Raw genomic sequence first — 22,186 nt, forward strand, 5'->3', positions numbered from 1 at the left:
TTTAAATGTGAATAAAAACATCCGTTTCAGGCCTTTCTTCAGGAACTGGCAAGTTAAAAAAAATATCATATTAGTTAAAAAAAAAGAATGGGATTTACTTGAAATAGTAAATCCCATATTTTATCTTACTAAAATCCACATTGCATAAACGGCAAAGTTGAAATTCATGAAAAGCGCTGAATTGTTGAGAAAGTTATCTGCTGGACTCTTAATACCAGAAGACGTTCCAAAGATTATGAAAGAAAAAACGAAAATGCCAGTGTTTATATTCTTGTACCAAATATCAGAAGATTAACTAATAAAATTTTAATTCAAACAGCTTGAATTTTTCTCATGCAGTTAATTTGATAATATCGTGCTGATCAGTCGATTGATCAGCACGATATTAAAATGCTCTATAAGGAAGAGCATTGTTAAATTGCCGTAAAGCTATAATAAACATTGATGGAGTAAGTAGTATTTTCCTTACCAACCAAACTTTGGCCACTCTCAGGTGATATGGTATATCTTATATTCAGTCCCCGGTCCAAAACCGGTGCTCCGTTAAAGAGTATTTTTTGAGGCGTTTTGGATAAGGGTGCACTTACAGAACTTCCATCCACACCAATTTGTAATATGTTGGAATTGATGCTGGTCTGCAGCCCCCCTTTCTTGAAATAATTTTCATCCGATTTTACATAGAGCTCAAAATTTTCATTATTGGACAACATAATCTGGTTGGGAATCATTTGTGACTGACCTTCGGTGTACTGGGCAGCGGTATTAAAATTAAAGTTGACGTTGCGTCCGGAACTGGGAATGGTGATCTCAGACAGAGGAAGCACCTTTAACTGAACGGCTGTATTTTGCAAACTGTTAATTGAATTATCTGTACTTCTGGCATTGAAGTTCAATTCAAAAGTATATGTTCCGGCTTCAAAAAAGAAGTTTTTAAAATCTTCCGCAGACACATAAAGCTGAGGAATGAAGCTGTTTCTGTTTCCTGCTGCAACACTGAAATTAGCAGCGGAAAAATTCTGAAAATCGGAAGATAAGGCTTTGGTGGTGAGTGCCGATCCGTTACTGCCTAATTTAATGCTTGCTATATTTCTGGTTCCCGGAACACCTTTAGAGGAGGTAAACTGAATGTTTGTGCCAGCAGCTTTCGCCCAAAAATTAAAATCAACCGTATTTGCGATTTCCGTGTTTCCCAAATCCCACAACCGCGTGCTTGTACTGCGGTAATCATTCAGAGAAGATATTTCTATGTATTTTGTTAAGGAGTTTGCGACCCATCGTATAGATGAAGGAATAACTAAAATTGTTTTAAAATTATGTGGTGTGAAATCATTATAATTCTGAGTGATATCCATGGAGTAATTTCCGGCCCGGAAGGCATTGGCAGTAAATTGTGAGGCAGGAATTTTAAATGTAAAATTGATATTTCCGCGGTTAAATCCTCCCGCGAGACTGATTGATGGCGGTTCAAACCATTTTATAGCGCTTGTACTGAACGACTGAAACCCTGGCAAATAACCTGAAAGTCCGGTATATGGCAGCTGCCCGCCCATACTTTCCAACTGCCACAGAAGAGTGGAACCGGGTAAGGTAAGTGAGGAAGAAGAGTGAGTAAAATTTGGTCCGGAAACAGAGGTAAAGGTAGGAGCTGTTGGGAGTAATCCCAAAAAGGCATAATCCCAGTTGGTTCTGTTGGCGTTCGTCATTACTCTTGTAGGCACTGAAGTAAATTCGGTCCTGTTAAAAATATTATTATCGGGAACTGACAGGTAGATATCCTGAGCTTGCGTAGCTGCAGCCCCGCAGAACACGGTAAAAATTCCTACTAGAAAAACCCTCATCTTTTTCATACTTTTAAATTTAAAACTTTTTCACCTTAATGGTAGTGTCTTTCTTCTTGTATTCAAAAACCACGGTTTTTGAATACCCTTCTTTTGTCACCTGAATCGTTTGGGTAGGTTGTGTATAGCTGTATTTGTCATTTTCAATATAGAGGTTGTATTTCCCATCTTTCAGGAAAAACTCAAACTCATTTTTTTGGTTAACCACAGCAGTATAGATGGCACCATCTTCACCTTTTGCATACACTACTATTCCGGTTACATCTGTTTCCAAAACATCGTAAGCCTGTTTGATCTCTGTTAATTTTCCACTTACTCTGATATTTTTTACCAGGCCTACTTTACGGTTAATATTGTTATGTACCATAATCAAAGGATCCATCATCAACCGGGCACCCGCACTTTCGTTCACTTTCAGGGTGTATGTACCTTCAGGCACATTCTGAAAAACTACTTTTCCATTCTTATCCGTCATTGCTACATAATTGTCCAGCTTGACGATTTCATTAGCAAGTACCGGTTCACCGGATTCCAAAAGTCCATTGAAATTTTTATCTTCAAAGAACTGGAAAGCCACTTTATGATTTCCGAGAGCCGTAGCTGTGGTAAAATATTTTTTAATTCCCACTCTGTACTGGTAATAGCTGCCACTGGTTGAATATTCAGCCGTAGATTTATAACCGGAAAGATTAAAATAACCTGTGGTGGACCAGGAAGACGAGATCTTATATTCCAGATTACCGGTGATATTGCTGTTTAAATTCTTATAAAGTTCCGAATAGAAGGTTCCGGCTGAAAAAGATCCGGTCAGATTATGATTAAGCATCTGGAAATTATACGAAGCGTATACATTATAGTTGGCGAAATCACGGTTTACATCATAATAAGAATTTAAATCAAAAACACTGGTTGCGTTCCATTGCGCTGTTCCGTTGAGGGAGAATGACTTATATCTGTAAGACAGGGTTGTTTTCAAACTGTTGAACCAGTCCGGTTTATTGTTCTCTTTTGAATAAGAATATTCCGCCGTAAGGTTCAATCCATGGGCACCTAATGTAGTGCTGATATTGGCTTCCAACCTATATGAAAAAAGTTCCTGTGAGGTGTAAAAACTAGCTGTTTTCTGCTTTTCAACCTTAGGAGACAGGAGAAAATTCCACTTCTTTAAAGAAAACTGGTAACCTATTCCCAAAGCTTCTGTACTGTTGAAATAATAACGCAAATTTGAGGTGTTCCCAGGTTGGATTGGCTCACTCTGGAAACTCAGGAATTCAGGTTCTACCTGCGAATTCTGATATTGTATAAAAGCGCGCTGAGCACCAGAAAACTGGCGGCCGATCCTCTGATTTGAGAAAAAGGATCCCCGTTTGATCCCTGCATAGCTTTTGGTGGCAAAAGAGTTAACAGATTGTATATCCCATTTCCCTATTTTCCCCTCGTAATTAGCTCCCATTGAAGCTCCTGCGTTTTCATCTCTGTTCACAAGGCCTTTTTCATGGCTCAGGCCAACCTCCGTGCGAATTGCATGTTTATCACTGATTAACAATGATGTTACCGCGTTCGCTACCTGCGTATCTACGTTAAAGCGTGGATCATGGTCGAATAGATAGGACACTTTCCCATTGAAAGATTTAGCATTTCCAAAAGCATATTTTCCACCCGCTATGGTAGATCCTTCTGTTTGCTGGAAATAAGTACCGTACAGATTATAATTATTTTCCAGTGCAAGAATTTCAATCTGATTATTTTCACCAAATTTGGTAGAAACTTTCCCTCCTCTTCCGAAAACCGGGTAATCGTAATCGCTGCTGTTAACATTTCCCAAGCGTAAAACCGTATTTTTTCTCTCCAGTTCCAGCCAGGTATCATACAGGTTATAACGGCCGTCTTCAACATAGTAATCTGCTCCGATATTGAAGTGCGATTTCAAATTCTCAGACACCCGAAATGCTGTATTTCCCCTTAATTGAAGATAATTGAAACCTGAACTGTTTTCGTTGTAGCTCATTTCCGCAAAATTACTTCCGCTCACCGCTTCGTTTCCTCTGGCCATTTGTCTGTTATGCGATAAAATGACTAAGTAGAGCGTGTTGCTTCCCACAATTTTATTATCAAGCAGATCTGTGACGATTGCATTAATATTAAATTCCGGATAAAGTGTATTCTGTTTTCTGACTGCAATTTTGATCTCAACCGTTTGTTTTTCTAAACCTTCCAGAGATAAAGTTTGCTGCTTTGGTAAAATTTCCAGGCCATCAGGAATAGATTGCAGATCAATCCTGACAGTTCGTTTACTATAGCCCTGGTTTTCTACAGTCAGCAGAATTGAGGATTGAGGCAAAGCGGGGTTAATGAAATTTTCGTAGTTGGCCGTATAAATTGCGATGTTTTTGTTCTCGCCTTTAGCAACTAAGAATGAGGCGCTTTCAGTTCTGGTAACTGTCGGGGTAGCGTACGAAACCTGGAATTTGATCTCATTGGATCTCAGTTTCATAAAATCCACGTTGGCAATCAACTTCACAGGAAGATTTTTAGACTGCCCCGCACTTAAGGTAAAGTCATTTTTGGGATAGAAAAGCAATCCCGGATATTTTTCCTGAGGTATGATATTCTGAATGATAATCTCTTCAGAACTTTTATTCTCAATGACCAGGAAATTAGTAAAAGTAGAACCTTTCTCAACAGCAACACTGTCGTTTTCAAAATGGATCTGAATATCCTTCCTTTCCTGTGCAAAAGCCCACGAAAACTGCAGAAGAACAAGTACAAAACATAAGATTGTTCTTCTTAGCACTGATATCGATATTCCATTCTGTGGTTTCAAAGCTTAATTTTAAAATTTAAAGTTTTTTTCTCCTACACGTAAATCATTGGATTCTGCCATTTTGATAATAACTACACCAAGAAAGTTCCCTGAAATGTTCTCTGGTAAAGAAAACTGAACAACCTGATTGGTATCCGGAAGCATAGAGATGGAAATAGCGGGTAATTTTATTTCCTTACCACTGTCTGTATTGGTAAGTTCAAACTCAACGGTGGCATCGTTGATGGTGTTTCCATCATTATGGATACTTACTGCCACTTTTCTGTTCGCTGCATTCTCACTTTTCACTTCTGAAATATTGGTAATATCCAGACTTTTCACATGGTTTCCCGGTGGAGTATAAAAGATGTGAAGCCCTACCTCAAATAAGGTGATAATACCAATACCATTCTGAATACGTGCCTTATCTGCCTGCTGAGGAAGTTGGGTGAAAAACAACATGCTGTTCGTAACGGCAGACGGTGATGCATTTGCCGGAATCTGCATGGTTACTACAATCTCTTTTGTACTTTTTGCAGGAACTGTTACAGCGTTTTCTAAGGTGGATACCCAGGAAGCGTTGGAAGTTTTTGAACTGCCTGCTTCAAGATAAACCTTATTTCCGTCTTCTTCTCTAACCCAGTCTTTGTAATTGAGATTAAAAACATAATCCTTATCCGAGCTGTTTTGAAGCGTGACTGTCTTTGTTACTTTTTCTCCCGGATTACCTGTAAAAAACAAGCGCGTAGGCGACATAGAGATACTTTGTGCCAGAAGTGAAGAAGATCCTGTGAGGATAAAGAAAATGAAAAGGTGAATAAACTTGTGCATGGTGTAAATAGTTTAATGATAAAGATTCCCAAAACTACTGAAAACATAGCAAAAGGAACCTTTACAAACTAAAATTTTTATTATAAAGCAGTCGCAGTATACGTTACTGTTTGAGTATAAGTTCCGGCCGGTTTACCTAAAATATCAGAAGATGAGGATTTTGCCGCTGGAATAGTGTAGTCCAGGTTCAATGTTAATGCACTTCCAAGAGGAGCATTGGATACCAAAGTCTGATCCGTTGCAGATAAAACTACTGCGCTTTTTGTTCCGCCCATGGTTCCGGCAGCGGTAGCGGCTTTGATCGTCAGAACATTGACAGGGATTAAGTTGGTTCCATTCATAAAATTAGCACCTCCTGCTTTTACTTTAACATTAAAGTTCTTTGTAGAAGTAACTTTCAAAGAGTTGGCTTTGGTAATCGTCTGATCAGAGTTGTAGTCTGCTGCAGTAACATAGTTAAAATCTACCGTATTACCAATAGCTGTACTTCCTGCATCGATAGAGATCACATCATTCAGGGTGATGTTTACCGTTGTAGTTGCGGTTGTATTTTGAGCTTGAACATTGTTAGTTCCAAATATGATTGCTCCAAAAGTTAAGGCTGTGATTACGATTTGTTTTTTCATGATGATAATATTTTATTGTTATTTTTTACTTAATTGTTCTCTTTTGTATACTGCAAATTTATAGTGGTGGCAAAAGTTTCTTTGTAGTGGAAAAAGGAAGTTCATGTAGTAAAATCACTACACTGCTTATTCATTTGATAAATAGAAAAACCCTCAGCACTTCCAGGTACTGAGGGCAGATATATTGATGTGTTTTTTTTATTATAAAGCAGTTGCAGTATAAGTAACTGTTTGTGTATAAATTCCGGCTGGTTTACCTAAAATATCAGATGATGATGATTTTGCCGCTGGAATGGTGTAATCCAGATTCAGTGTCAATACACTTCCAAGAGGAGCATTGGATACTAAGGTTCTTTCTCCTGGAGATAAAACCACTTCGTTTTTGATTCCGCCCATATTTCCGGGAGCTTCTGCAGCTTTGATTATCAAAACATCTACAGGAATTGAGTTTGAACCATTAACGAAATGCGGTCCTCCTGCTTTTACCCTTACATTAAAATTCTTCGTTGAGGTAATTTTTAAAGAGTTGGCTTTGGTAATTGTCTGATCAGAGTTATAGTCTGCTGCAGTAACATAGTTAAAGGCAACTATCCCCCCAATTGCTGTACTTCCTGCATCGATAGAGATCACATCGTTAAGGGTAATGTTAACAGCTGTGGTTGCGGCTGTATTTTGAGCTTGAACATTATTAGTTCCCAATATAACTACCCAAAAAGTTAAGGCTGTGATGGCGATTTGTTTTGTCATGGCAGTAAGATTTAATTATTATTCTTGTTTAATGGTTCTCTTTTGAACCTTACAAATCTACAGCTGCTACAAAGCTGTTGCAGTATAAGTTACTGTTTGAGTATAAGTTCCGGCAGGCTTACCTAAAATATCAGAAGATGAAGATTTTGCTGCTGGAATAGTGTAGTCCAGGTTCAATGTTAATGCACTTCCAAGAGGAGCATTGGATACCAAAGTCTGATCCGTTGCAGATAAAACTACTGCGCTTTTTGTTCCACCCATTGTTCCGGCAGCGGTAGCAGCTTTAATCGTCAGAACATTGACAGGGATTAAGTTCGTTCCATTCATAAAATTAGCACCTCCTGCTTTTACTTTAACATTAAAGTTCTTTGTAGAAGTAACTTTCAAAGAGTTGGCTTTAGTAATCGTCTGATCAGAGTTGTAGTCGGCTGCAGTAGCATAATTAAAATCTACCGTATTACCAATAGCTGTACTTCCTGCATCGATAGAGATCACATCATTCAGGGTGATGTTTACCGTTGTAGTTGCGGTTGTATTTTGAGCTTGAACACTGTTAGTTCCTAATATGATTGCTCCAAAAGTTAAGGCTGAGATTACGATTTGTTTTGTCATGGCAGTAATATTTTATTGTTATTTTTTATTTAATTGTTCTCTTTTGTATACTGCAAATTTATAATGGTGCTAACAGTTTCTTTGTAGTGAAAAAAGGAAGTTCATGTAGTAAAATCACTACATGGTTTATCATTTTGACTTAAATAATAAAGCCCTCAACACTTTCTAAGTATGAGGGTAGATTCTACCTTACAGCTGACAGATACTTATTCCCGGATTTTGAATTTTTATCTATATCGGTACAATACATACAAAATCAAAGGCCTCCCTGAGGAAGCCTTCGAAACACCAAATCACAAAATATTAATATGAAAAAAGTTAACTTATAAAGCTGTTGCAGTATAAGTTACTGTTTGAGTATAAGTTCCGGCAGGCTTACCTAAAATATCAGAAGATGAAGATTTTGCTGCTGGAATAGTGTAGTCCAGGTTCAATGTTAGTGCACTTCCAAGAGGAGCATTGGATACTAAAGTCTGATCCGTTGCAGATAAAACTACTGCGCTTTTTGTTCCACCCATGGTTCCGGCAGCGGTAGCGGCTTTAATCGTCAGAACATTGACAGGAATTAAGTTCGTTCCATTCATAAAATTAGCACCTCCTGCTTTTACTTTAACATTAAAGTTCTTTGTAGAAGTAACTTTCAAAGAGTTGGCTTTAGTAATCGTCTGATCAGAGTTGTAGTCGGCTGCAGTAGCATAATTAAAATCTACCGTATTACCAATAGCTGTACTTCCTGCGTCGATAGAGATCACATCATTCAGGGTGATGTTTACCGTTGTAGTTGCGGTTGTATTTTGAGCTTGAACATTGTTAGTTCCAAATATGATTGCTCCAAAAGTTAAGGCTGTGATTACGATTTGTTTTGTCATGGCAGTAATATTTTATTGTTATTTTTTATTTAATTGTTCTCTTTTGTATACTGCAAATTTATAGTGGTGCTAACAGTTTCTTTGTAGTGAAAAAAGGAAGTTCATGTAGTAAAATCACTACATGGTTTATCATTTTGACTTAATAGTAAAGCCCTCAACACTTTCTAAGTATGAGGGTAGATTCTACCTTACAGCTGACAGATACTTATTCCCGGATTTTGAATTTTTATCTATATCGGTACAATACATACAAAATCAAAGGCCTCCCTGAGGAAGCCTTCGAAACACCAAATCACAAAATATTAATATGAAAAAAGTTAACTTATAAAGCTGTTGCAGTATAAGTTACTGTTTGAGTATAAGTTCCGGCTGGTTTACCTAAAATATCAGAAGATGAAGATTTTGCCGCTGGAATAGTGTAGTCCAGGTTCAATGTTAATGCACTTCCAAGAGGAGCATTGGATACTAAAGTCTGATCGGTTGCAGATAAAACTACTGCGCTTTTTGTTCCCCCCATGGTTCCGGCAGCGGTAGCGGCTTTAATCGTCAGAACATTGACAGGAATTAAGTTCGTTCCATTCATAAAATTAGCACCTCCTGCTTTTACTTTAACATTAAAGTTCTTTGTAGAAGTAACTTTCAAAGAGTTGGCTTTAGTAATCGTCTGATCAGAGTTGTAGTCTGCTGCAGTAACATAATTAAAGTCAACCGTATTACCAATAGCTGTACTTCCTGCGTCGATGGAGATCACATCATTCAGGGTGATGTTTACCGTTGTAGTTGCGGTTGTATTTTGAGCTTGAACATTGTTAGTTCCTAGTACAATTGCTCCAAAAGTTAAGGCTGAGATTAAAATTTGTTTTGTCATGGCAGTAATATTTTATTGTTATTTTTATTTAATTATTCTCTTTTGTATACTGCAAATTTATAGTGGTGCTAACAGTTTCTTTGTAGTGAAAAAAGGAAGTTCATGTAGTAAAATCACTACACGGTTTATCATTTTGACTTAATAGTAAAGCCCTCAACACTTTCTAAGTATGAGGGTAGATTCTACCTTACAGCTGACAGATACTTATTCCCGGATTTTGAATTTTTATCTATATCGGTACAATACATACAAAATCAAAGGCCTCCCTGAGGAAGCCTTCGAAACACCAAATCACAAAATATTAATATGAAAAAAGTTAACTTATAAAGCTGTTGCAGTATAAGTTACTGTTTGAGTATAAGTTCCGGCTGGTTTACCTAAAATATCAGAAGATGAAGATTTTGCCGCTGGAATAGTGTAGTCCAGATTCAATGTTAGTGCACTTCCAAGAGGAGCATTGGATACTAAAGTCTGATCCGTTGCAGATAAAACTACTGCGCTTTTTGTTCCCCCCATGGTTCCGGCAGCGGTAGCAGCTTTAATCGTCAGAACATTGACAGGGATTAAGTTCGTTCCATTCATAAAATTAGCACCTCCTGCTTTTACTTTAACATTAAAGTTTTTTGTAGAAGTAACTTTCAAAGAGTTGGCTTTAGTAATCGTCTGATCAGAGTTGTAGTCTGCTGCAGTAACATAGTTAAAATCTACCGTATTACCAATAGCTGTACTTCCTGCGTCGATAGAGATCACATCGTTAAGGGTAATGTTTACCGTTGTAGTTGCGGTTGTATTTTGAGCTTGAACATTGTTAGTTCCAAATATGATTGCTCCAAAAGTTAAGGCTGAGATTAAAATTTGTTTTGTCATGGCAGTAATATTTTATTGTTATTTTTTATTTAATTGTTCTCTTTTGTATACTGCAAATTTATAGTGGTGCTAACAGTTTCTTTGTAGTGAAAAAAGGAAGTTCATGTAGTAAAATCACTACACGGTTTATTCATATGATAAAAAAAAGCCCTCAATACTTTTATGGTATTAAGGGCTTTTCTATTTTAAAATTGGTATTTACTTACAATGCAGTGGCAGTATAAGTTATTTTCTGTGTGTAGGTTCCCTGGGGTTTTCCCAGAAGTACCTTGGATGCATTTTCAGCCGAAATAGAGTAAGCAATATTTAAAGACTGTTTGGTGCCTAAGCTTGCATTACTCACCAGCACCTGATCATTTGTAGATAAAGTGACTTCATTCAGGGTTCCCACCAGATTTCCTCCTGGTATTGCTTTAACCTGTAATATATCTACAGGAATTAAGTTGGCCCCACTTACAAAGTGTGCCCCTTCAGATTTTACTTTTACATCAAAATTTTTGGAGGAAATAATGACCAAACTGTTGGGAACGGTCACATTTTTTGATGAATTATAATCTTTTGTACTCCCATAATTAAAATCTACAGCACCTTGTGAAGCAGCAGAACCAATGTCCATAGCAATAACGTCCGATAAAATAATATTGACTGATGTACTCACCTGCTCTGAATTTTGTGCCATAACCCGGTGGGTTCCTAAGGCGATGGCTCCCAGAGACAGCGCAACGATAAAGATTTGCTTTTTCATGATTAATAAATTTAGTGAGGTGTAATATTGTCATTCAGAACTTCATTATAAATCTAATAACATTATCTGACATTACCAAAGCTTTTTTCATCATTCATTATATATTATCATCTTAAAGTTTACAGATATTCAATCAGATAGAGTAATTTATTATTAAAATCTTACATTATTATCTATATCATTATGCATAAGAAAATTATTGGACGGTTCGATGGCTTATGTTGGAGAATAAGTGTGACTGATCTCATTATTCGTAGCTGGGCCACTATTTTTTATTACTAAAATTTATTCTGTTTTTTATTATTAACTTAATACCGAATATGCAACCCAACTTCAGGGAGCTTATTTTGATATTGTCATTATGAAAATGTACGAAATTAAACTAGATTAATTTCTACCTGCTTTATCTACCGTACATTTGCTGAAGTAATAAGAAAAAAAACAATTATCAAATAAATTAACAACACCAATAAAATTAAAAAAATGAGCACACTAAAATTAAAAGACGGAACAGAGATTTTTTATAAAGACCAAGGCGAAGGACCTGTATTAATGTTTCACCACGGATGGCCATTATCATCGGACGATTGGGATGCGCAGGTTATTTTCTTCCTTCAGAGAGGTTACAGGGTGATTTCTCACGACAGAAGAGGCCACGGTCGTTCCAGTCAGAATATTTACAATCACACCATCGAACAATATGCTTCTGATGCTGCGGAATTGGTTGAATTCCTAGACTTGAAAGATGTCGTTCACATTGGCCACTCTACAGGAGGTGGTGAAGTTATCCGTTACGTCCACAAATATTCTAACGGAAGAGCCAAAAAAGCAGTTTTAATCAGTGCCGTTCCACCGGTAATGGTAAAAAGCGAAAACAATCCTGACGGTGTTCCGATGGAAGTTTTTGATGGGATCAGAGAACAGACTTTGAATAACAGAAACCAGTTTTATTTTGATTTAACTTTCCCTTTCTACGGATACAACAGAGAAGGCGCTACTGTAAAAGACGGAGTACAAAGAAACTGGTGGAGACAAGGAATGATGGGTGGTATTGTTGCACATTATGACGGAATCAAAGCATTTTCAGAGACTGACTTTACTGAAGATTTAAAAGCTGTGGATATTCCTGTTTTGGTTCTTCACGGAGAAGATGACCAGATTGTTCCTATCGAAAATTCTGCAATTAAATCTGCAAAACTGCTGAAAAACGGAAAACTGATTACGTACCCGGGTTTCCCTCACGGAATGCCTACTACGGAGCACGAAACTATTAATAAAGATCTTTTGGAGTTTATTGAGTCTTAATATAATATACAAAAAATGGGAATCGAAAATGATTCCCATTTTTCTATTACTATCTCCAAAACCTTTACTGGTCAGAAAATCTTTAATCTTACTTATCCATGGATGATGTAAATCGCCGTATTTTTTTTGCTATATTACTTACTAAATTGATGAATCTTTAAATGAGTAATCATCATATACTATATCGATAAGCTGATCAGAACTGATATTTCGTGAAAAAATGGGATAATGAAAGCGATCCAGTTTATTAAGAATCCGTATAAGCTCCATCTTCTCATAATAATTCAGATTTCCGGCAACGATATTGGTAGCCTGACGAATTTTTTCCATCTGGTTGCCCAAAACCTGCAAACCTCTTTCAGTAATCCGGATCACTTTACTTCTTTTATCCTGGTCAGAGTCTGTCTGCTCAATAAGTCCCTGACGCAGAAGTCTTGCAATAATCAGCATACCTACCGGCTTATCATGAATATTCTTTTTGATAAGAGCCATTTTTGTCATTTCGCCAAAAGCTTTAAGATTAATCAGATAAATAAAGTCTTCCTGTGTTGAAAACTCAGAATCTGAGATGGCAGACTTTGAGTAGGTTTTTGCATATCGGTTAAGGTGAACGAGCAAAGTACTTATAGCACTTTCCGGGGTTCTCCCGTTCTCTTTACCTTCCCAATACGGTTCCTGAGCATGAAGTGCTTCAGGATTTTGCTTATTGGAAATCCATGCTTTAAATCCCTGAATATTTCCCGGATACGCATCGGAACCCATCTGAACTTCGTTTTCAAATTCCTGCAACAGGTCTATAAAATCTTTAATAAGCGTATAATTCATTTCTCTAAAATAGTTTACAAATATACCAATAACTACGCAATATATCCCATACTGAAATTACTTTTTCATTACTACGGTATAATAATTGTTTAAAAATAAACTAAAGTAAATAACGGTATGGACCACGTAGAAACAACACCAATAGATTTAATAAAAGATAAAAATTTTATTGATAATTACTTTAGTATCATCATAAAAAGGGAATTGAACATCGATATCAATGTGGGTAATGAATATATTGTCGCTCAAAATATCATTTCCAGAAAATTAATTTTAGTTAAAACCTTTTCAGATGTTATTATGGAGAATTCAGAATTGTATACTTTACTGGCTTCTTTAATTCACGATGTGAATACCCATCTTTTAACAAAGGACCAGATTATGAAGACATTGGAGAAAAAATAAAAAGATCTCTCAAAGTTTTGAGAAATCTTCAGTATATCGTTTAAATAAATCAGGTCTTACACCTGTTCTTTTAAATGTTTCGCTACCATGGCTTCAAGATCATCAAGATCAAAAGGTTTTGAAACATAATCATCAGCTCCAGCTTCCGATGCTAAAGCAACAATATCACTATTGGCGGTAACGTAGATTACCGGAATATGTTTAAATGCTTCGGTACTTTTAAGAAGTTTTGTAGCTTCTACCCCTCCTATTTTTGGAATCCAGTTATCCATCAGGATAACATCCGGCTGATAGTCTGCCACTTTCTCTAGGATATCGTGTGAAGTCTCTGAAATTCTGACATCATACCCATTTTCTTCGAATATAATGGTGATCACTTCTAAAATAGCCGTTTCATCATCAAAAATTAAGATTTTCCTTTTACTCATATTATGTAGATTATTTTATTCTTAAATATTACAATTGCTTTATATAATCTGCCAGACCAGCCGGCGTAATAATTAAATCATATTCAATTTCTTCTATGGCATGCTCAGGCATAAATTTTATTTCTGCCGTTTCAGGATCCTGAACCCATACTTGTCCATTATTTTTTTTAATATAGCTCAACCCTTCTACCCCATCAGCATTAGCTCCTGATAAAAGAATACCTATTAAATTTTCCCCATAGATTTCTGCTGCAGACCTGAATGTAACATCTATCGACGGGCGGGAATAATTCATTTTTTCTGAGCTGTCCAATGACATCCATTTTGTATTCTCAAACAATAGGTGATAATCAGCAGGAACAATATATATTGTATTATCTTCAACCGCTGTTTTATCTTCCACCTCTACGACCGGTATCTTCGTAAACTGCTGCAGTAAAGTCCGCAAAATATCTCCAGATTGAGCTTTGCGGTGTATCACAAGAACAATGGGAACAGGGGTTGTATTATCCAGATTTTTAACCATTTCAATAATGACCTGTAAGCTTCCTGCCGATCCTCCTATTACAATTAATTCAATGCCTGTCTGCGATTTCATAGCGGTATTTATTAATGATGATCAAGCTTTTTCCAGATTTTCTGGTCATCAATCTGATGATAGTTCTTTTCTATGGTAGAAAATCTAAGTGTTTCTTTGGCTCCAAGGGCAAGAAATCCTAAATTTTCCAGACTATTGTCGAAAAGACTGAATACCCTCTCCTGCAGCTCTCTATCAAAATAAATCAAAACATTTCTGCATATAATCAGCTGAAAGCTGTTGAAAGAGCTGTCTGACACCAAATTATGAGTAGATAAAATAAGTTTTTCCTGTAAGCTTTTATCAAACTTCACACTGTCATAATTGGCCGTATAATAATCAGAAAAATCTCTTTTTCCTCCTGAAAGCATATAGTTTTCAGAGTATAATTTCATCTGCTGTAACGGAAAAACTCCGGCTCTGGCTGTCTCGAGAACCGCAGGATTCAAGTCCGTTCCATAAATCAGGGACTTATGATAAAGCCCGGCTTCTTTCAGTAAAATGGCTATGGAATATGCTTCTTCTCCCGTAGAGCATCCTGCAATCCATATTCTGATCAGCGGATAAGTACCCAATTGCGGCAGAACCTTCTCCCGCAATGATTTAAAAAAAGAAGGATCCCGAAACATTTCTGTAACATTTACCGTCACTTCTTCCACGAACCGCTTTAAATATTCGCCATCATTCATAATGGTATATCTAAGTTCAGCAAAGCTGGTAAACCGGTCTAAAAGACATATCCGATTTACCCTTCTTTTAAACGAAGCTCTGCTATAACCGGAAAAGTCATAGCCATACATCTCATAGACATCGTTAATCAGACATTCTATTTCTTTATCTTTTACGATACTTGGTTCCAGCATCTATGAATTTTTTTCTATTGCCATCATTAGAAGATCTACATCAATTGGTTTTGAAACGTAATCATTTGCTCCTACCTCAATACATTTCTGACGGTCCTCAGGCATTGCCTGCGCCGTAACAGCAATCACAGGAATATCTTTGATTTCAGGGGTATTTCTTATAATTCTTACCGCCTCATATCCATCTATTCCGGGCATCATCATGTCCATAAGCACCACTGAAAACGTAGGATCAGCCTTTAGCATATCCAAAGCTTCCTGAGCCATTGTAGAGGTTTCAACTACATATCCACGAGCCTTAAGGGTGAGTTTCAATGCAAATATATTACGTGAATCATCATCCACAATTAAAATTTTCTTACTCATCAGAATTTTATCTGTTTAACTTTCATATAACCAAACGCGAAGCAGAGACAACAGCTGATCGATATCTACAGGTTTTGAGATATAATCTGAAGCTCCTGCCGTAATACATTTTTCACGTTCTCCAATCATTGATTTTGCAGTTACCGCTATAATAGGCAGTTTTTTAAAGGCGGGCATTTTTCTTATCTGCTTTATTGTTTCATAGCCATCCATTTCCGGCATCATCATATCCATTAAAATAACATCTATATCAGGATTGTGATGAATTTGCTCAAGCGCGTGCTTTCCATCCATGGCAACAATTACGTCAACCTTATATTTTTCCAGTGCTTTTGTCAAAGAAAAAATATTACGGACATCATCATCAGTGATCAGGACTTTTTTACCACTCAGAACTTCCGTTAAAGATCCAAGCATTCTGCCTGTATTATTTTCTGCTGAACTGTTTTTTTCTTCCACCAGATGAAGGAAGAGTCCTACTTCATCCAATATTCTTTGGTATGAGTGTGCAGTCTTAACCACAATTGAGTCTGCATACTGTTTTATTTTAAGTTCTTCTTCTTTAGATAAATGATGCTCTGTAAAGATGATAATAGGAAGATTCTCAAGACCTTCATGGCTTTTGATTGATTCTATTACATGATAATCATTTCCTTTTGTACTTCCAATATCCAGAATAACGCAGTCAACGAGATCAGAAGTGAGTGCTTTCACACTATCTTCCACCGTATGCTCTACTGATAAAGAAATATTAAAATTGCTCAGAAAATAAGACAATGCACTGGCATGTTTGGCATTTTCTTCCACAATCAGAACTTTTTGAGATCCTTTTTTTAACGCTTCCTCGATCTTTCCGAATACATCGGTCATTTTATCCAGTGCTACCGGCTTATTAATAAAGTCTACGGCACCTTTCATAAGACTTTCTTTTTTAAGATGAAGAACAGACATCATATGAACCGGAATATGTTTGGTATGAGGATCAGATTTCAGTTCATCCATTACTTCCCAACCATCTTTTACAGGAAGCTGTACATCCAGTAAAATTGCATGCGGATGGTATTTGCGAGCTGCAGAAAGTGCATGATCCCCTCTTACCACCACCACTGCCTTATAGTTTTGCAAATGGGCATATTTCAAAAGTGCTTTTGCAAAATTAATGTCATCTTCAATAATCAGAATAACTTTATCTCCATCCTGAATATTTTCTCTGTCATCAGCAACATCTTCAGGGATCTCAAGCGTATTTAAAATCACTGGCTTTACTTCGCCTTCATCAAGAATATGCTGAATTTCTTCCACATCTTCGCGTATCACCTCTACCAGATCCTGATCTGTTTCAGAAGGAGTAATTTCCGTCACAGCATGTACAGGAATAATAAAGCTGAATTCACTTCCTTTATCTACTTCACTTTTCAGAACCATCTCACCTCCGAGAAGCCTGGCAATTTCACGGCTTATAGAAAGTCCCAGACCTGTTCCTCCAAATTTCCGTTTGGTAGATCCGTCAGCCTGCTGGAAGGCTTCAAAGATAATTTTTTGCTTATCCGCCGGTATTCCAACACCGGTATCTTTAACTGAGAATACAACAAAATCTGGTTTTTCAGAATGTTTTTTGATATGTAATCCTATGCTTCCTCTCGTTGTAAACTTTAAAGCATTAGACAACAGGTTTCTTAAGACCTGATCAATTCTTAGCCGATCACTTTCGATAACCCGCTGAACATCTGCTTCAATCCTGATATTAAATGGAAGATTTTTCTCCTGAAAAACAGGATTGAAAAGACTCTTTAAATCTTTTACTACTTCTTCAATAACCACATCCTGGTATTCAAGAGTCATTTTACCGGATTCTATTTTTGCAAGGTCCAGAATTTCATCAATAAGGGTTAATAAACTGGTACCGGAACTATGAATTACTTTTGCAGATTCCACCTGATCTTCATTAAGATTTTCCTCCGGATTTTCCGTCATTAATCGTGATAAAAGAAGAATAGAATTGAGTGGAGTCCGCAGTTCATGAGACATATTGGCTAAAAACTCAGATTTGTACTTAGTGCTTAATGCCAGCTCCTCAACTTTTTTCTGAATTTCATTATTACGTTCTGCAATCAAGTGATTTTTCTCTTCCAGCAATCTTGAACGCTCTTCCAGCTCAGCATTTGCCTGCAGCAATTCCTCCTGCTGTACTTTGAGTTCTTCTTCCGAAGCCTGAAGTTTCTGTGTTTGTGCTTCAAGTTCTGTATTCAGGTTTTCAAGTTCAGAGTGCTGAACCTGCAGTTCTTCAGACTGAGCCTGGGTTTCTTCCAGTAACTGCTGCTCTTTTTCTCTGCTTTTTGCAGCACTCAGAGCAATTCCTATATTCACGCAGCATTCTTCAAAATAACTTATTCTGTCTTTATCAAAGTTGGAAGTGGAGCCCAGTTCCAGTATTCCTATGATGTGGCCGTCTGAAAAGAGTGGAAGCAATATAATTCCATAAATTTTAATCGTACTGCTGGCAAAAGTTACCACAAAGTCATCTTCATGAAGATTGTTGTAAACCTGTGTTTTAGTATTCACAAAAGCCTGACCCACCATTCCTTCTCCCGGCTCAAAAGCTTTTTTCATATTGGATTCCAGCCCGAATGCCTGATTAAGCTTTAAAATACCTTCATCATACAAATACACCGAACCATTAATACAGTTTCCATATTCAATCAATTGCATCAAAGCTTTATTAGAAACTTCCTGTACAGATTTATTTCCTACCAGTGATTCATTCAGTAATGCAAGACCTTTCTGACGCCAATCGCTTTTATTAATTTTCTCAAAAGAAGTTTTGAGAGATTCTGTCATATGGTTGAGAGATTCAACAAGATCTCCAAGATCATCCTGAGCATTATCCACTACTCTCTCACTGTAATCACCATTAGCTACTCTGTTGGCAATCCTTTGAATTGCACTTACACGTCGCGTCATTTCTTCATCCTTCTCTTTAAGCATTCTTTCCAGTTTATCTCTTCGGATAAGATCTGCACGCATTTTTACATAGAAAAATGTAGTTACGACTACTGCAGCAATGGCAGAAAAAATAATAAAAAGAACGGTTGTTCCGGATGACTGGTTAAGATCCTTATTTTTAATTTCAAGCTGGCTTTCTTCATATTGTACAAAATCATTGACAATTCTCCGGCATTGATCCATATAGATTTTACCTTCAGTAATCTGCTGTTGAGTCATTATGACACCTCGTCGTCTGTTCTCTACCAGGTGCTTCAGATTCTCCATCACCTGAGCAACTGAAGCTTTCAGACCGGCAATTCTTTGTTGCTGGTTCTGATCATCTATATCCAAAGATTCAGCACGTATCAAAGCTTTAGGGTATTCTCTCAGACCTCTTTTATAAGGTTCAAGAAAATCTTCTCTTCCGGTCAGCTGATACCCTCTGTTTCCAGTTTCTGCATCCAATAAAGCAACCAGCACATCTTTCACTGCCGTTACAGAACGTCTGCTTTTCGAAAGACTCTCCCTATGATTCATCTGATTCTGGATACTCCAATAGGAAGCCAGTGAGCTTACTATTAAAATCAAAAGAGAAAATCCTACTCCAAATTGAAGATTTCGTATTATTTTTTTAGGCATTAAAATTAATTTAGTGGTAATGTGAAATAAAATGTAGAGCCTTCATCTAAAATACTGGAAACACCAACACTTCCATGGTGCTGTTTGATAATTTCAGAACAGATAAACAGACCTATCCCCATTCCCTGAAACTGGAGTGAAGATTCTTCTACACGGTAGAATTTTTTAAATACGGCATCTTGTTTAAAATCAGGGATTCCGATTCCAAAGTCGGTTACATTTACTCTTACTTCCTCCGCTTCTTCATCTACAAAAGTACTCACAATAACCTGGTTATTGTTTGGTGAATATTTGATCGCATTCGTCAGAAAATTGATAAGCACCTGCTCTATCCGGATTTCGTCTAAAGGAATTAAAATATCCGGTTTTGTTCCATGGCGCTCTATCTTCACCTGCTGTTCATCATGGGTCTGCAGGATAGTTTCAATCGCATTACTGATCAGATTTTCGAGATTAACGGGTTTTTTATTAATTTTAAGCTTGCCATTTTCTATTTTAGAAACATCCAGCAGATCCGTAATCAATGTATTCAGCTTCTCAATCTGGCTCTGAACCTTCATTACAAATCCCGCTTCAGAACTTTCTTTATCCAGTTTCAACTTTCTTTCCAATAACTGCACGTATGCTTTAATACTCGTTAAAGGGGTTTTCAGCTCATGGCTTGCAATGCTTAAGAATTCATCTTTTTCTTTTTCAACTTTTTTCTGATCATCAATATCGGTAAAAGTCCCTACCCAGTTTTTAATACGATCTTCATCGTACACAGGAGTCACTCTAAGCAAATGATAACGGTAATTACCCGAAATGACATTCTTAATTCTGATTTCGAGCTCAAGCGCTTTTCCTTTTTTCCTGCATCTTTCAAATTCCTCGGTGATATCGGGATCATCCGGATGTATTTCAGGGAAATTCTGCTCAGAATCTGAATATTCGTACCATTTACCATTCACAAAATCTACAGTTCCTGATTCATTCAGAGTAAATGCAATTTGTGGAAGGGATTCAAGCATTAAATGAAAATGGTCTATCTGAGACTTCATGGTCACTTGTGACTCTCGTCTTCCTTTAACCTCCAGCTCAAGATTCTGCTGGCTCTTTTTCATCGCAATATTTTTTTCCTGAAGATTATAGAAGGTTTTCACCTTCAGTAAAAGGATCTCAGGATCTACAGGTTTGGTTACATAATCTTTAGCTCCTGAAGCATAGCCTCGGGTTATAAATTTTTTGTCCGTATTGACAGCCGATAAAAATATAATGGGAACTTCTTTTGTTTTACTATAATCCGCCAGTGTTTCTGCTACTTCAAAACCATCCATATCAGGCATTTGAACGTCCAGAATAATAAGGGCGTAGTCATTTTTGAGAGCTTTTCCAAGAGCCTCTTCTCCTGAATTGGCAGTTTCTACTTTAAAGTCCTTGGATTCAAGTAATTTTTGCAGTGAATAAAGATTACTTTGATTGTCATCAACAATTAAAATCATAGAAGTTAAAATCAATAATTGGTTACAGATATTTAAACCTCAAAAATAGTCACAATATTTCAAAGCATAACAATTTTTAAAGTGTTATGAATAACTATTTCATACCACATTTTTACTATTGAAAATAGGATGGTGTGAGAATTGAAACAGATAATAATATTTAAAAAAATTATAATTCTGATAAGAAACAAAATTCTATGAAAAAATGAATTATAACTTCTCAGGTGTTTTTTGATTGGTTATCAATATAACAGAAAATTAAAATCCTAAATATAGAATACAAATAAACTACACAAACAATAAAAGACCAGAACTTTTAGAGTTCCGGTCTTTTATCAAACTAACTTTAATTTGTTTTCTTTCTCCATTCGGCTTTTACATCTTCAGCAGCATCCTTTGTTTTCTCCCAAGCCTCATCCGCTTTATCTTTAATATCATCCCAAGTATCAGAAATATTGGATTTTACTCTTTCCAGCCAATCTTCCTGAGTTGCCTCTTCATCATTATTTCTTTTTTCATTGATGTAATCTCTGGCTTTATCTGCCAGATCATTCACTTTCCATTTTACATCGTTGGCTGCATTTTTTAGATTATTTTCTGTTTCGTTTACTGCTTTTTCCGCTTTGTTGTAATCTGAATTATTCATAATATAATATTTAAGTATTTGGTATATAAATAAACAATCTTCATGCCTAAAAAAGCCAGAGTATCTTAAATTTTTCTTAAAATTGAAATTAGCATAAATTTTAAACAGAAATTCTTCTCAGGCGAATTACATCATTGAGGTACATCAGCGAAAAAAGCAGGCAGCGCTATTCCTACCTTTTTAGCGAAGTTTAAAAAATAATTGACCACCATTTACTTTTTTTCAAGTATGATGATGTTTTTTAGAAAGACTTTTAATACTACAAAACAAAAAATCCCGCTAAATGCGGGATTTTAATTTATTATATTTCAGTTTATTTGATCTCTACAGGAACTGAGATTTTATCCCAATCCATTGTGAATCCATTATTATTTACTTTATACACTAAAGTTTCCTGTGTTGCCGGTAAAGCTTTTGTTTTTACATCAACACGTAGCGCATCTTTAGATTCTTCATATTTATAAGCACCCCATTGTTTTGGTTCTTTGTTAAAAATTGCAGTCCAGGTTCCGCTTTCTTTAGGGATTAAGAAAAAGCTGTATTTACCTTTAGGCAGTTTTTTACCCTGAACAGTAATGTCTTTATCTGTTTCGAAAGTAGTGGCTTCATTGGCACCTGCACGCCAAACTTTATTATAAGCTTCTAAACCTCCCCAGATTGTACGTCCTTTCACAGAAGGGCTGCTATAGGCAATGGTAATGTTTGCATCTTTAATTTTTCCCGTAGCAGTAGCCGGAGGGCTGGCAGGTTTTTTGGCCTCCTGTGCAAAGGCATTCATTGAAATCGTCATGGTAGCAACAAGTACAGTCACAGATTTAAGAATCGTTTTCATAATATTTTTATTTGTTTGTTTTTATTAT

The 22,186-nt window shown here is 36.6% G+C and carries 21 protein-coding genes; 2 read left to right on the forward strand and 19 right to left on the reverse strand.

Features of this window, described 5'->3' with window-relative positions:
- Positions 1-413: 413 nt before the first annotated feature.
- The 10 genes from FB551_RS09830 to FB551_RS09875 all read right to left on the reverse strand — a co-directional run bounded on the left by FB551_RS09830 (position 414) and on the right by FB551_RS09875 (position 10,806).
- Positions 414-1,847: a hypothetical protein gene (locus FB551_RS09830; protein ID WP_142017095.1), complete on the reverse strand. Its 1,434-nt coding sequence runs from the start codon at positions 1,845-1,847 to the stop codon at positions 414-416.
- A gap of 10 nt (positions 1,848-1,857) precedes the next feature.
- Positions 1,858-4,662, reverse strand: a complete 2,805-nt coding sequence (locus FB551_RS09835) for a collagen binding domain-containing protein (protein ID WP_226798661.1) — start codon at positions 4,660-4,662, stop codon at positions 1,858-1,860.
- Positions 4,663-4,671: 9 nt separating this feature from the next.
- A complete protein-coding gene (locus FB551_RS09840) occupies positions 4,672-5,472 on the reverse strand; it encodes a fimbrial biogenesis chaperone (protein WP_226798662.1) in 801 nt (266 codons plus the stop codon).
- A gap of 80 nt (positions 5,473-5,552) precedes the next feature.
- On the reverse strand, positions 5,553-6,098 hold the full coding sequence (locus FB551_RS09845) for a peptidoglycan-binding protein LysM (RefSeq protein WP_142017097.1): 546 nt from the start codon (positions 6,096-6,098) through the stop codon (positions 5,553-5,555).
- 201 nt (positions 6,099-6,299) lie between these two features.
- Positions 6,300-6,845, reverse strand: coding sequence for a peptidoglycan-binding protein LysM (locus FB551_RS09850; protein ID WP_142017099.1), 546 nt, complete (start codon positions 6,843-6,845; stop codon positions 6,300-6,302).
- Between the two features lie 66 nt (positions 6,846-6,911).
- A complete protein-coding gene (locus tag FB551_RS09855; RefSeq protein WP_142017101.1) occupies positions 6,912-7,457 on the reverse strand; it encodes a peptidoglycan-binding protein LysM in 546 nt (181 codons plus the stop codon).
- Positions 7,458-7,780: 323 nt separating this feature from the next.
- On the reverse strand, positions 7,781-8,326 hold the full coding sequence (locus tag FB551_RS09860; RefSeq protein WP_142017103.1) for a peptidoglycan-binding protein LysM: 546 nt from the start codon (positions 8,324-8,326) through the stop codon (positions 7,781-7,783).
- A gap of 322 nt (positions 8,327-8,648) precedes the next feature.
- Positions 8,649-9,194 carry a peptidoglycan-binding protein LysM gene (locus FB551_RS09865; RefSeq protein WP_142017105.1) on the reverse strand — a complete coding sequence of 182 codons (546 nt, stop codon included), beginning with the start codon at positions 9,192-9,194 and terminating at the stop codon, positions 8,649-8,651.
- A gap of 321 nt (positions 9,195-9,515) precedes the next feature.
- A complete protein-coding gene (locus FB551_RS09870; RefSeq protein WP_142017107.1) occupies positions 9,516-10,061 on the reverse strand; it encodes a peptidoglycan-binding protein LysM in 546 nt (181 codons plus the stop codon).
- Positions 10,062-10,263: 202 nt separating this feature from the next.
- Entirely contained in the window at positions 10,264-10,806 is a 543-nt protein-coding gene (locus tag FB551_RS09875) for a peptidoglycan-binding protein LysM (protein ID WP_142017109.1), read from the reverse strand.
- A gap of 483 nt (positions 10,807-11,289) precedes the next feature.
- Here FB551_RS09875 and FB551_RS09880 point away from each other — a divergent pair, with 483 nt between their 5' ends.
- The gene (locus FB551_RS09880) at positions 11,290-12,111 is read left to right on the forward strand and encodes an alpha/beta fold hydrolase (RefSeq protein WP_142017111.1); all 822 of its coding nucleotides are present in this window, start codon (positions 11,290-11,292) and stop codon (positions 12,109-12,111) included.
- Between the two features lie 141 nt (positions 12,112-12,252).
- On the opposite strand, the gene FB551_RS09885 is transcribed toward FB551_RS09880, so the two are convergent.
- Complete coding sequence (locus tag FB551_RS09885) at positions 12,253-12,936, reverse strand: MarR family winged helix-turn-helix transcriptional regulator (RefSeq protein WP_142017113.1); 684 nt, start codon at positions 12,934-12,936, stop codon at positions 12,253-12,255.
- 117 nt (positions 12,937-13,053) lie between these two features.
- On the opposite strand from FB551_RS09885, the gene FB551_RS09890 reads away from it, so the two are divergent.
- A complete protein-coding gene (locus FB551_RS09890) occupies positions 13,054-13,341 on the forward strand; it encodes a hypothetical protein (protein ID WP_142017115.1) in 288 nt (95 codons plus the stop codon).
- A gap of 56 nt (positions 13,342-13,397) precedes the next feature.
- Here the strand turns inward: FB551_RS09890 and FB551_RS09895 are convergent, their stop codons facing one another.
- The 8 genes from FB551_RS09895 to FB551_RS09930 all read right to left on the reverse strand — a co-directional run bounded on the left by FB551_RS09895 (position 13,398) and on the right by FB551_RS09930 (position 22,158).
- Complete coding sequence (locus FB551_RS09895; protein WP_047433657.1) at positions 13,398-13,769, reverse strand: response regulator; 372 nt, start codon at positions 13,767-13,769, stop codon at positions 13,398-13,400.
- Positions 13,770-13,797: 28 nt separating this feature from the next.
- Positions 13,798-14,367 carry a chemotaxis protein CheB gene (locus tag FB551_RS09900; RefSeq protein ID WP_047433658.1) on the reverse strand — a complete coding sequence of 190 codons (570 nt, stop codon included), beginning with the start codon at positions 14,365-14,367 and terminating at the stop codon, positions 13,798-13,800.
- An 11-nt stretch (positions 14,368-14,378) separates the two neighbouring features.
- Positions 14,379-15,209 carry a CheR family methyltransferase gene (locus FB551_RS09905; RefSeq protein WP_047433659.1) on the reverse strand — a complete coding sequence of 277 codons (831 nt, stop codon included), beginning with the start codon at positions 15,207-15,209 and terminating at the stop codon, positions 14,379-14,381.
- On the reverse strand, positions 15,210-15,575 hold the full coding sequence (locus FB551_RS09910; RefSeq protein WP_047433660.1) for a response regulator: 366 nt from the start codon (positions 15,573-15,575) through the stop codon (positions 15,210-15,212).
- A gap of 15 nt (positions 15,576-15,590) precedes the next feature.
- On the reverse strand, positions 15,591-19,199 hold the full coding sequence (locus FB551_RS09915; protein WP_142017119.1) for a response regulator: 3,609 nt from the start codon (positions 19,197-19,199) through the stop codon (positions 15,591-15,593).
- A gap of 5 nt (positions 19,200-19,204) precedes the next feature.
- Positions 19,205-20,680: a hybrid sensor histidine kinase/response regulator gene (locus FB551_RS09920; RefSeq protein WP_142017121.1), complete on the reverse strand. Its 1,476-nt coding sequence runs from the start codon at positions 20,678-20,680 to the stop codon at positions 19,205-19,207.
- A 346-nt stretch (positions 20,681-21,026) separates the two neighbouring features.
- Positions 21,027-21,326 (reverse strand): hypothetical protein, encoded by a 300-nt coding sequence (locus FB551_RS09925; RefSeq protein WP_142017124.1) that lies wholly within the window; start codon positions 21,324-21,326, stop codon positions 21,027-21,029.
- Positions 21,327-21,639: 313 nt separating this feature from the next.
- Positions 21,640-22,158, reverse strand: coding sequence for a DUF2911 domain-containing protein (locus tag FB551_RS09930; protein ID WP_142017126.1), 519 nt, complete (start codon positions 22,156-22,158; stop codon positions 21,640-21,642).
- Positions 22,159-22,186 lie beyond the last annotated feature (28 nt).

Origin of the sequence: Chryseobacterium aquifrigidense (genome assembly GCF_006716485.1) — a bacterium.
Taxonomy (GTDB): Bacteria; Bacteroidota; Bacteroidia; order Flavobacteriales; family Weeksellaceae; genus Chryseobacterium; species Chryseobacterium vietnamense.

What these genes read in the sequence shown, in the direction of transcription:
- FB551_RS09830 (WP_142017095.1), bottom strand. Translation starts at nt 1,847, where the DNA reads ATGAAAAAGATGAGGGTTTTTCTAGTAGGAATTTTTACCGTGTTCTGC.
- FB551_RS09840 (WP_226798662.1), bottom strand. Translation starts at nt 5,472, where the DNA reads ATGCACAAGTTTATTCACCTTTTCATTTTCTTTATCCTCACAGGATCT.
- FB551_RS09845 (WP_142017097.1), bottom strand. Translation starts at nt 6,098, where the DNA reads ATGAAAAAACAAATCGTAATCACAGCCTTAACTTTTGGAGCAATCATA.
- FB551_RS09850 (WP_142017099.1), bottom strand. Translation starts at nt 6,845, where the DNA reads ATGACAAAACAAATCGCCATCACAGCCTTAACTTTTTGGGTAGTTATA.
- FB551_RS09855 (WP_142017101.1), bottom strand. Translation starts at nt 7,457, where the DNA reads ATGACAAAACAAATCGTAATCTCAGCCTTAACTTTTGGAGCAATCATA.
- FB551_RS09860 (WP_142017103.1), bottom strand. Translation starts at nt 8,326, where the DNA reads ATGACAAAACAAATCGTAATCACAGCCTTAACTTTTGGAGCAATCATA.
- FB551_RS09865 (WP_142017105.1), bottom strand. Translation starts at nt 9,194, where the DNA reads ATGACAAAACAAATTTTAATCTCAGCCTTAACTTTTGGAGCAATTGTA.
- FB551_RS09870 (WP_142017107.1), bottom strand. Translation starts at nt 10,061, where the DNA reads ATGACAAAACAAATTTTAATCTCAGCCTTAACTTTTGGAGCAATCATA.
- FB551_RS09875 (WP_142017109.1), bottom strand. Translation starts at nt 10,806, where the DNA reads ATGAAAAAGCAAATCTTTATCGTTGCGCTGTCTCTGGGAGCCATCGCC.
- FB551_RS09880 (WP_142017111.1), top strand. Translation starts at nt 11,290, where the DNA reads ATGAGCACACTAAAATTAAAAGACGGAACAGAGATTTTTTATAAAGAC.
- FB551_RS09885 (WP_142017113.1), bottom strand. Translation starts at nt 12,936, where the DNA reads ATGAATTATACGCTTATTAAAGATTTTATAGACCTGTTGCAGGAATTT.
- FB551_RS09890 (WP_142017115.1), top strand. Translation starts at nt 13,054, where the DNA reads ATGGACCACGTAGAAACAACACCAATAGATTTAATAAAAGATAAAAAT.
- FB551_RS09895 (WP_047433657.1), bottom strand. Translation starts at nt 13,769, where the DNA reads ATGAGTAAAAGGAAAATCTTAATTTTTGATGATGAAACGGCTATTTTA.
- FB551_RS09900 (WP_047433658.1), bottom strand. Translation starts at nt 14,367, where the DNA reads ATGAAATCGCAGACAGGCATTGAATTAATTGTAATAGGAGGATCGGCA.
- FB551_RS09905 (WP_047433659.1), bottom strand. Translation starts at nt 15,209, where the DNA reads ATGCTGGAACCAAGTATCGTAAAAGATAAAGAAATAGAATGTCTGATT.
- FB551_RS09910 (WP_047433660.1), bottom strand. Translation starts at nt 15,575, where the DNA reads ATGAGTAAGAAAATTTTAATTGTGGATGATGATTCACGTAATATATTT.
- FB551_RS09915 (WP_142017119.1), bottom strand. Translation starts at nt 19,199, where the DNA reads ATGCCTAAAAAAATAATACGAAATCTTCAATTTGGAGTAGGATTTTCT.
- FB551_RS09920 (WP_142017121.1), bottom strand. Translation starts at nt 20,680, where the DNA reads ATGATTTTAATTGTTGATGACAATCAAAGTAATCTTTATTCACTGCAA.
- FB551_RS09925 (WP_142017124.1), bottom strand. Translation starts at nt 21,326, where the DNA reads ATGAATAATTCAGATTACAACAAAGCGGAAAAAGCAGTAAACGAAACA.
- FB551_RS09930 (WP_142017126.1), bottom strand. Translation starts at nt 22,158, where the DNA reads ATGAAAACGATTCTTAAATCTGTGACTGTACTTGTTGCTACCATGACG.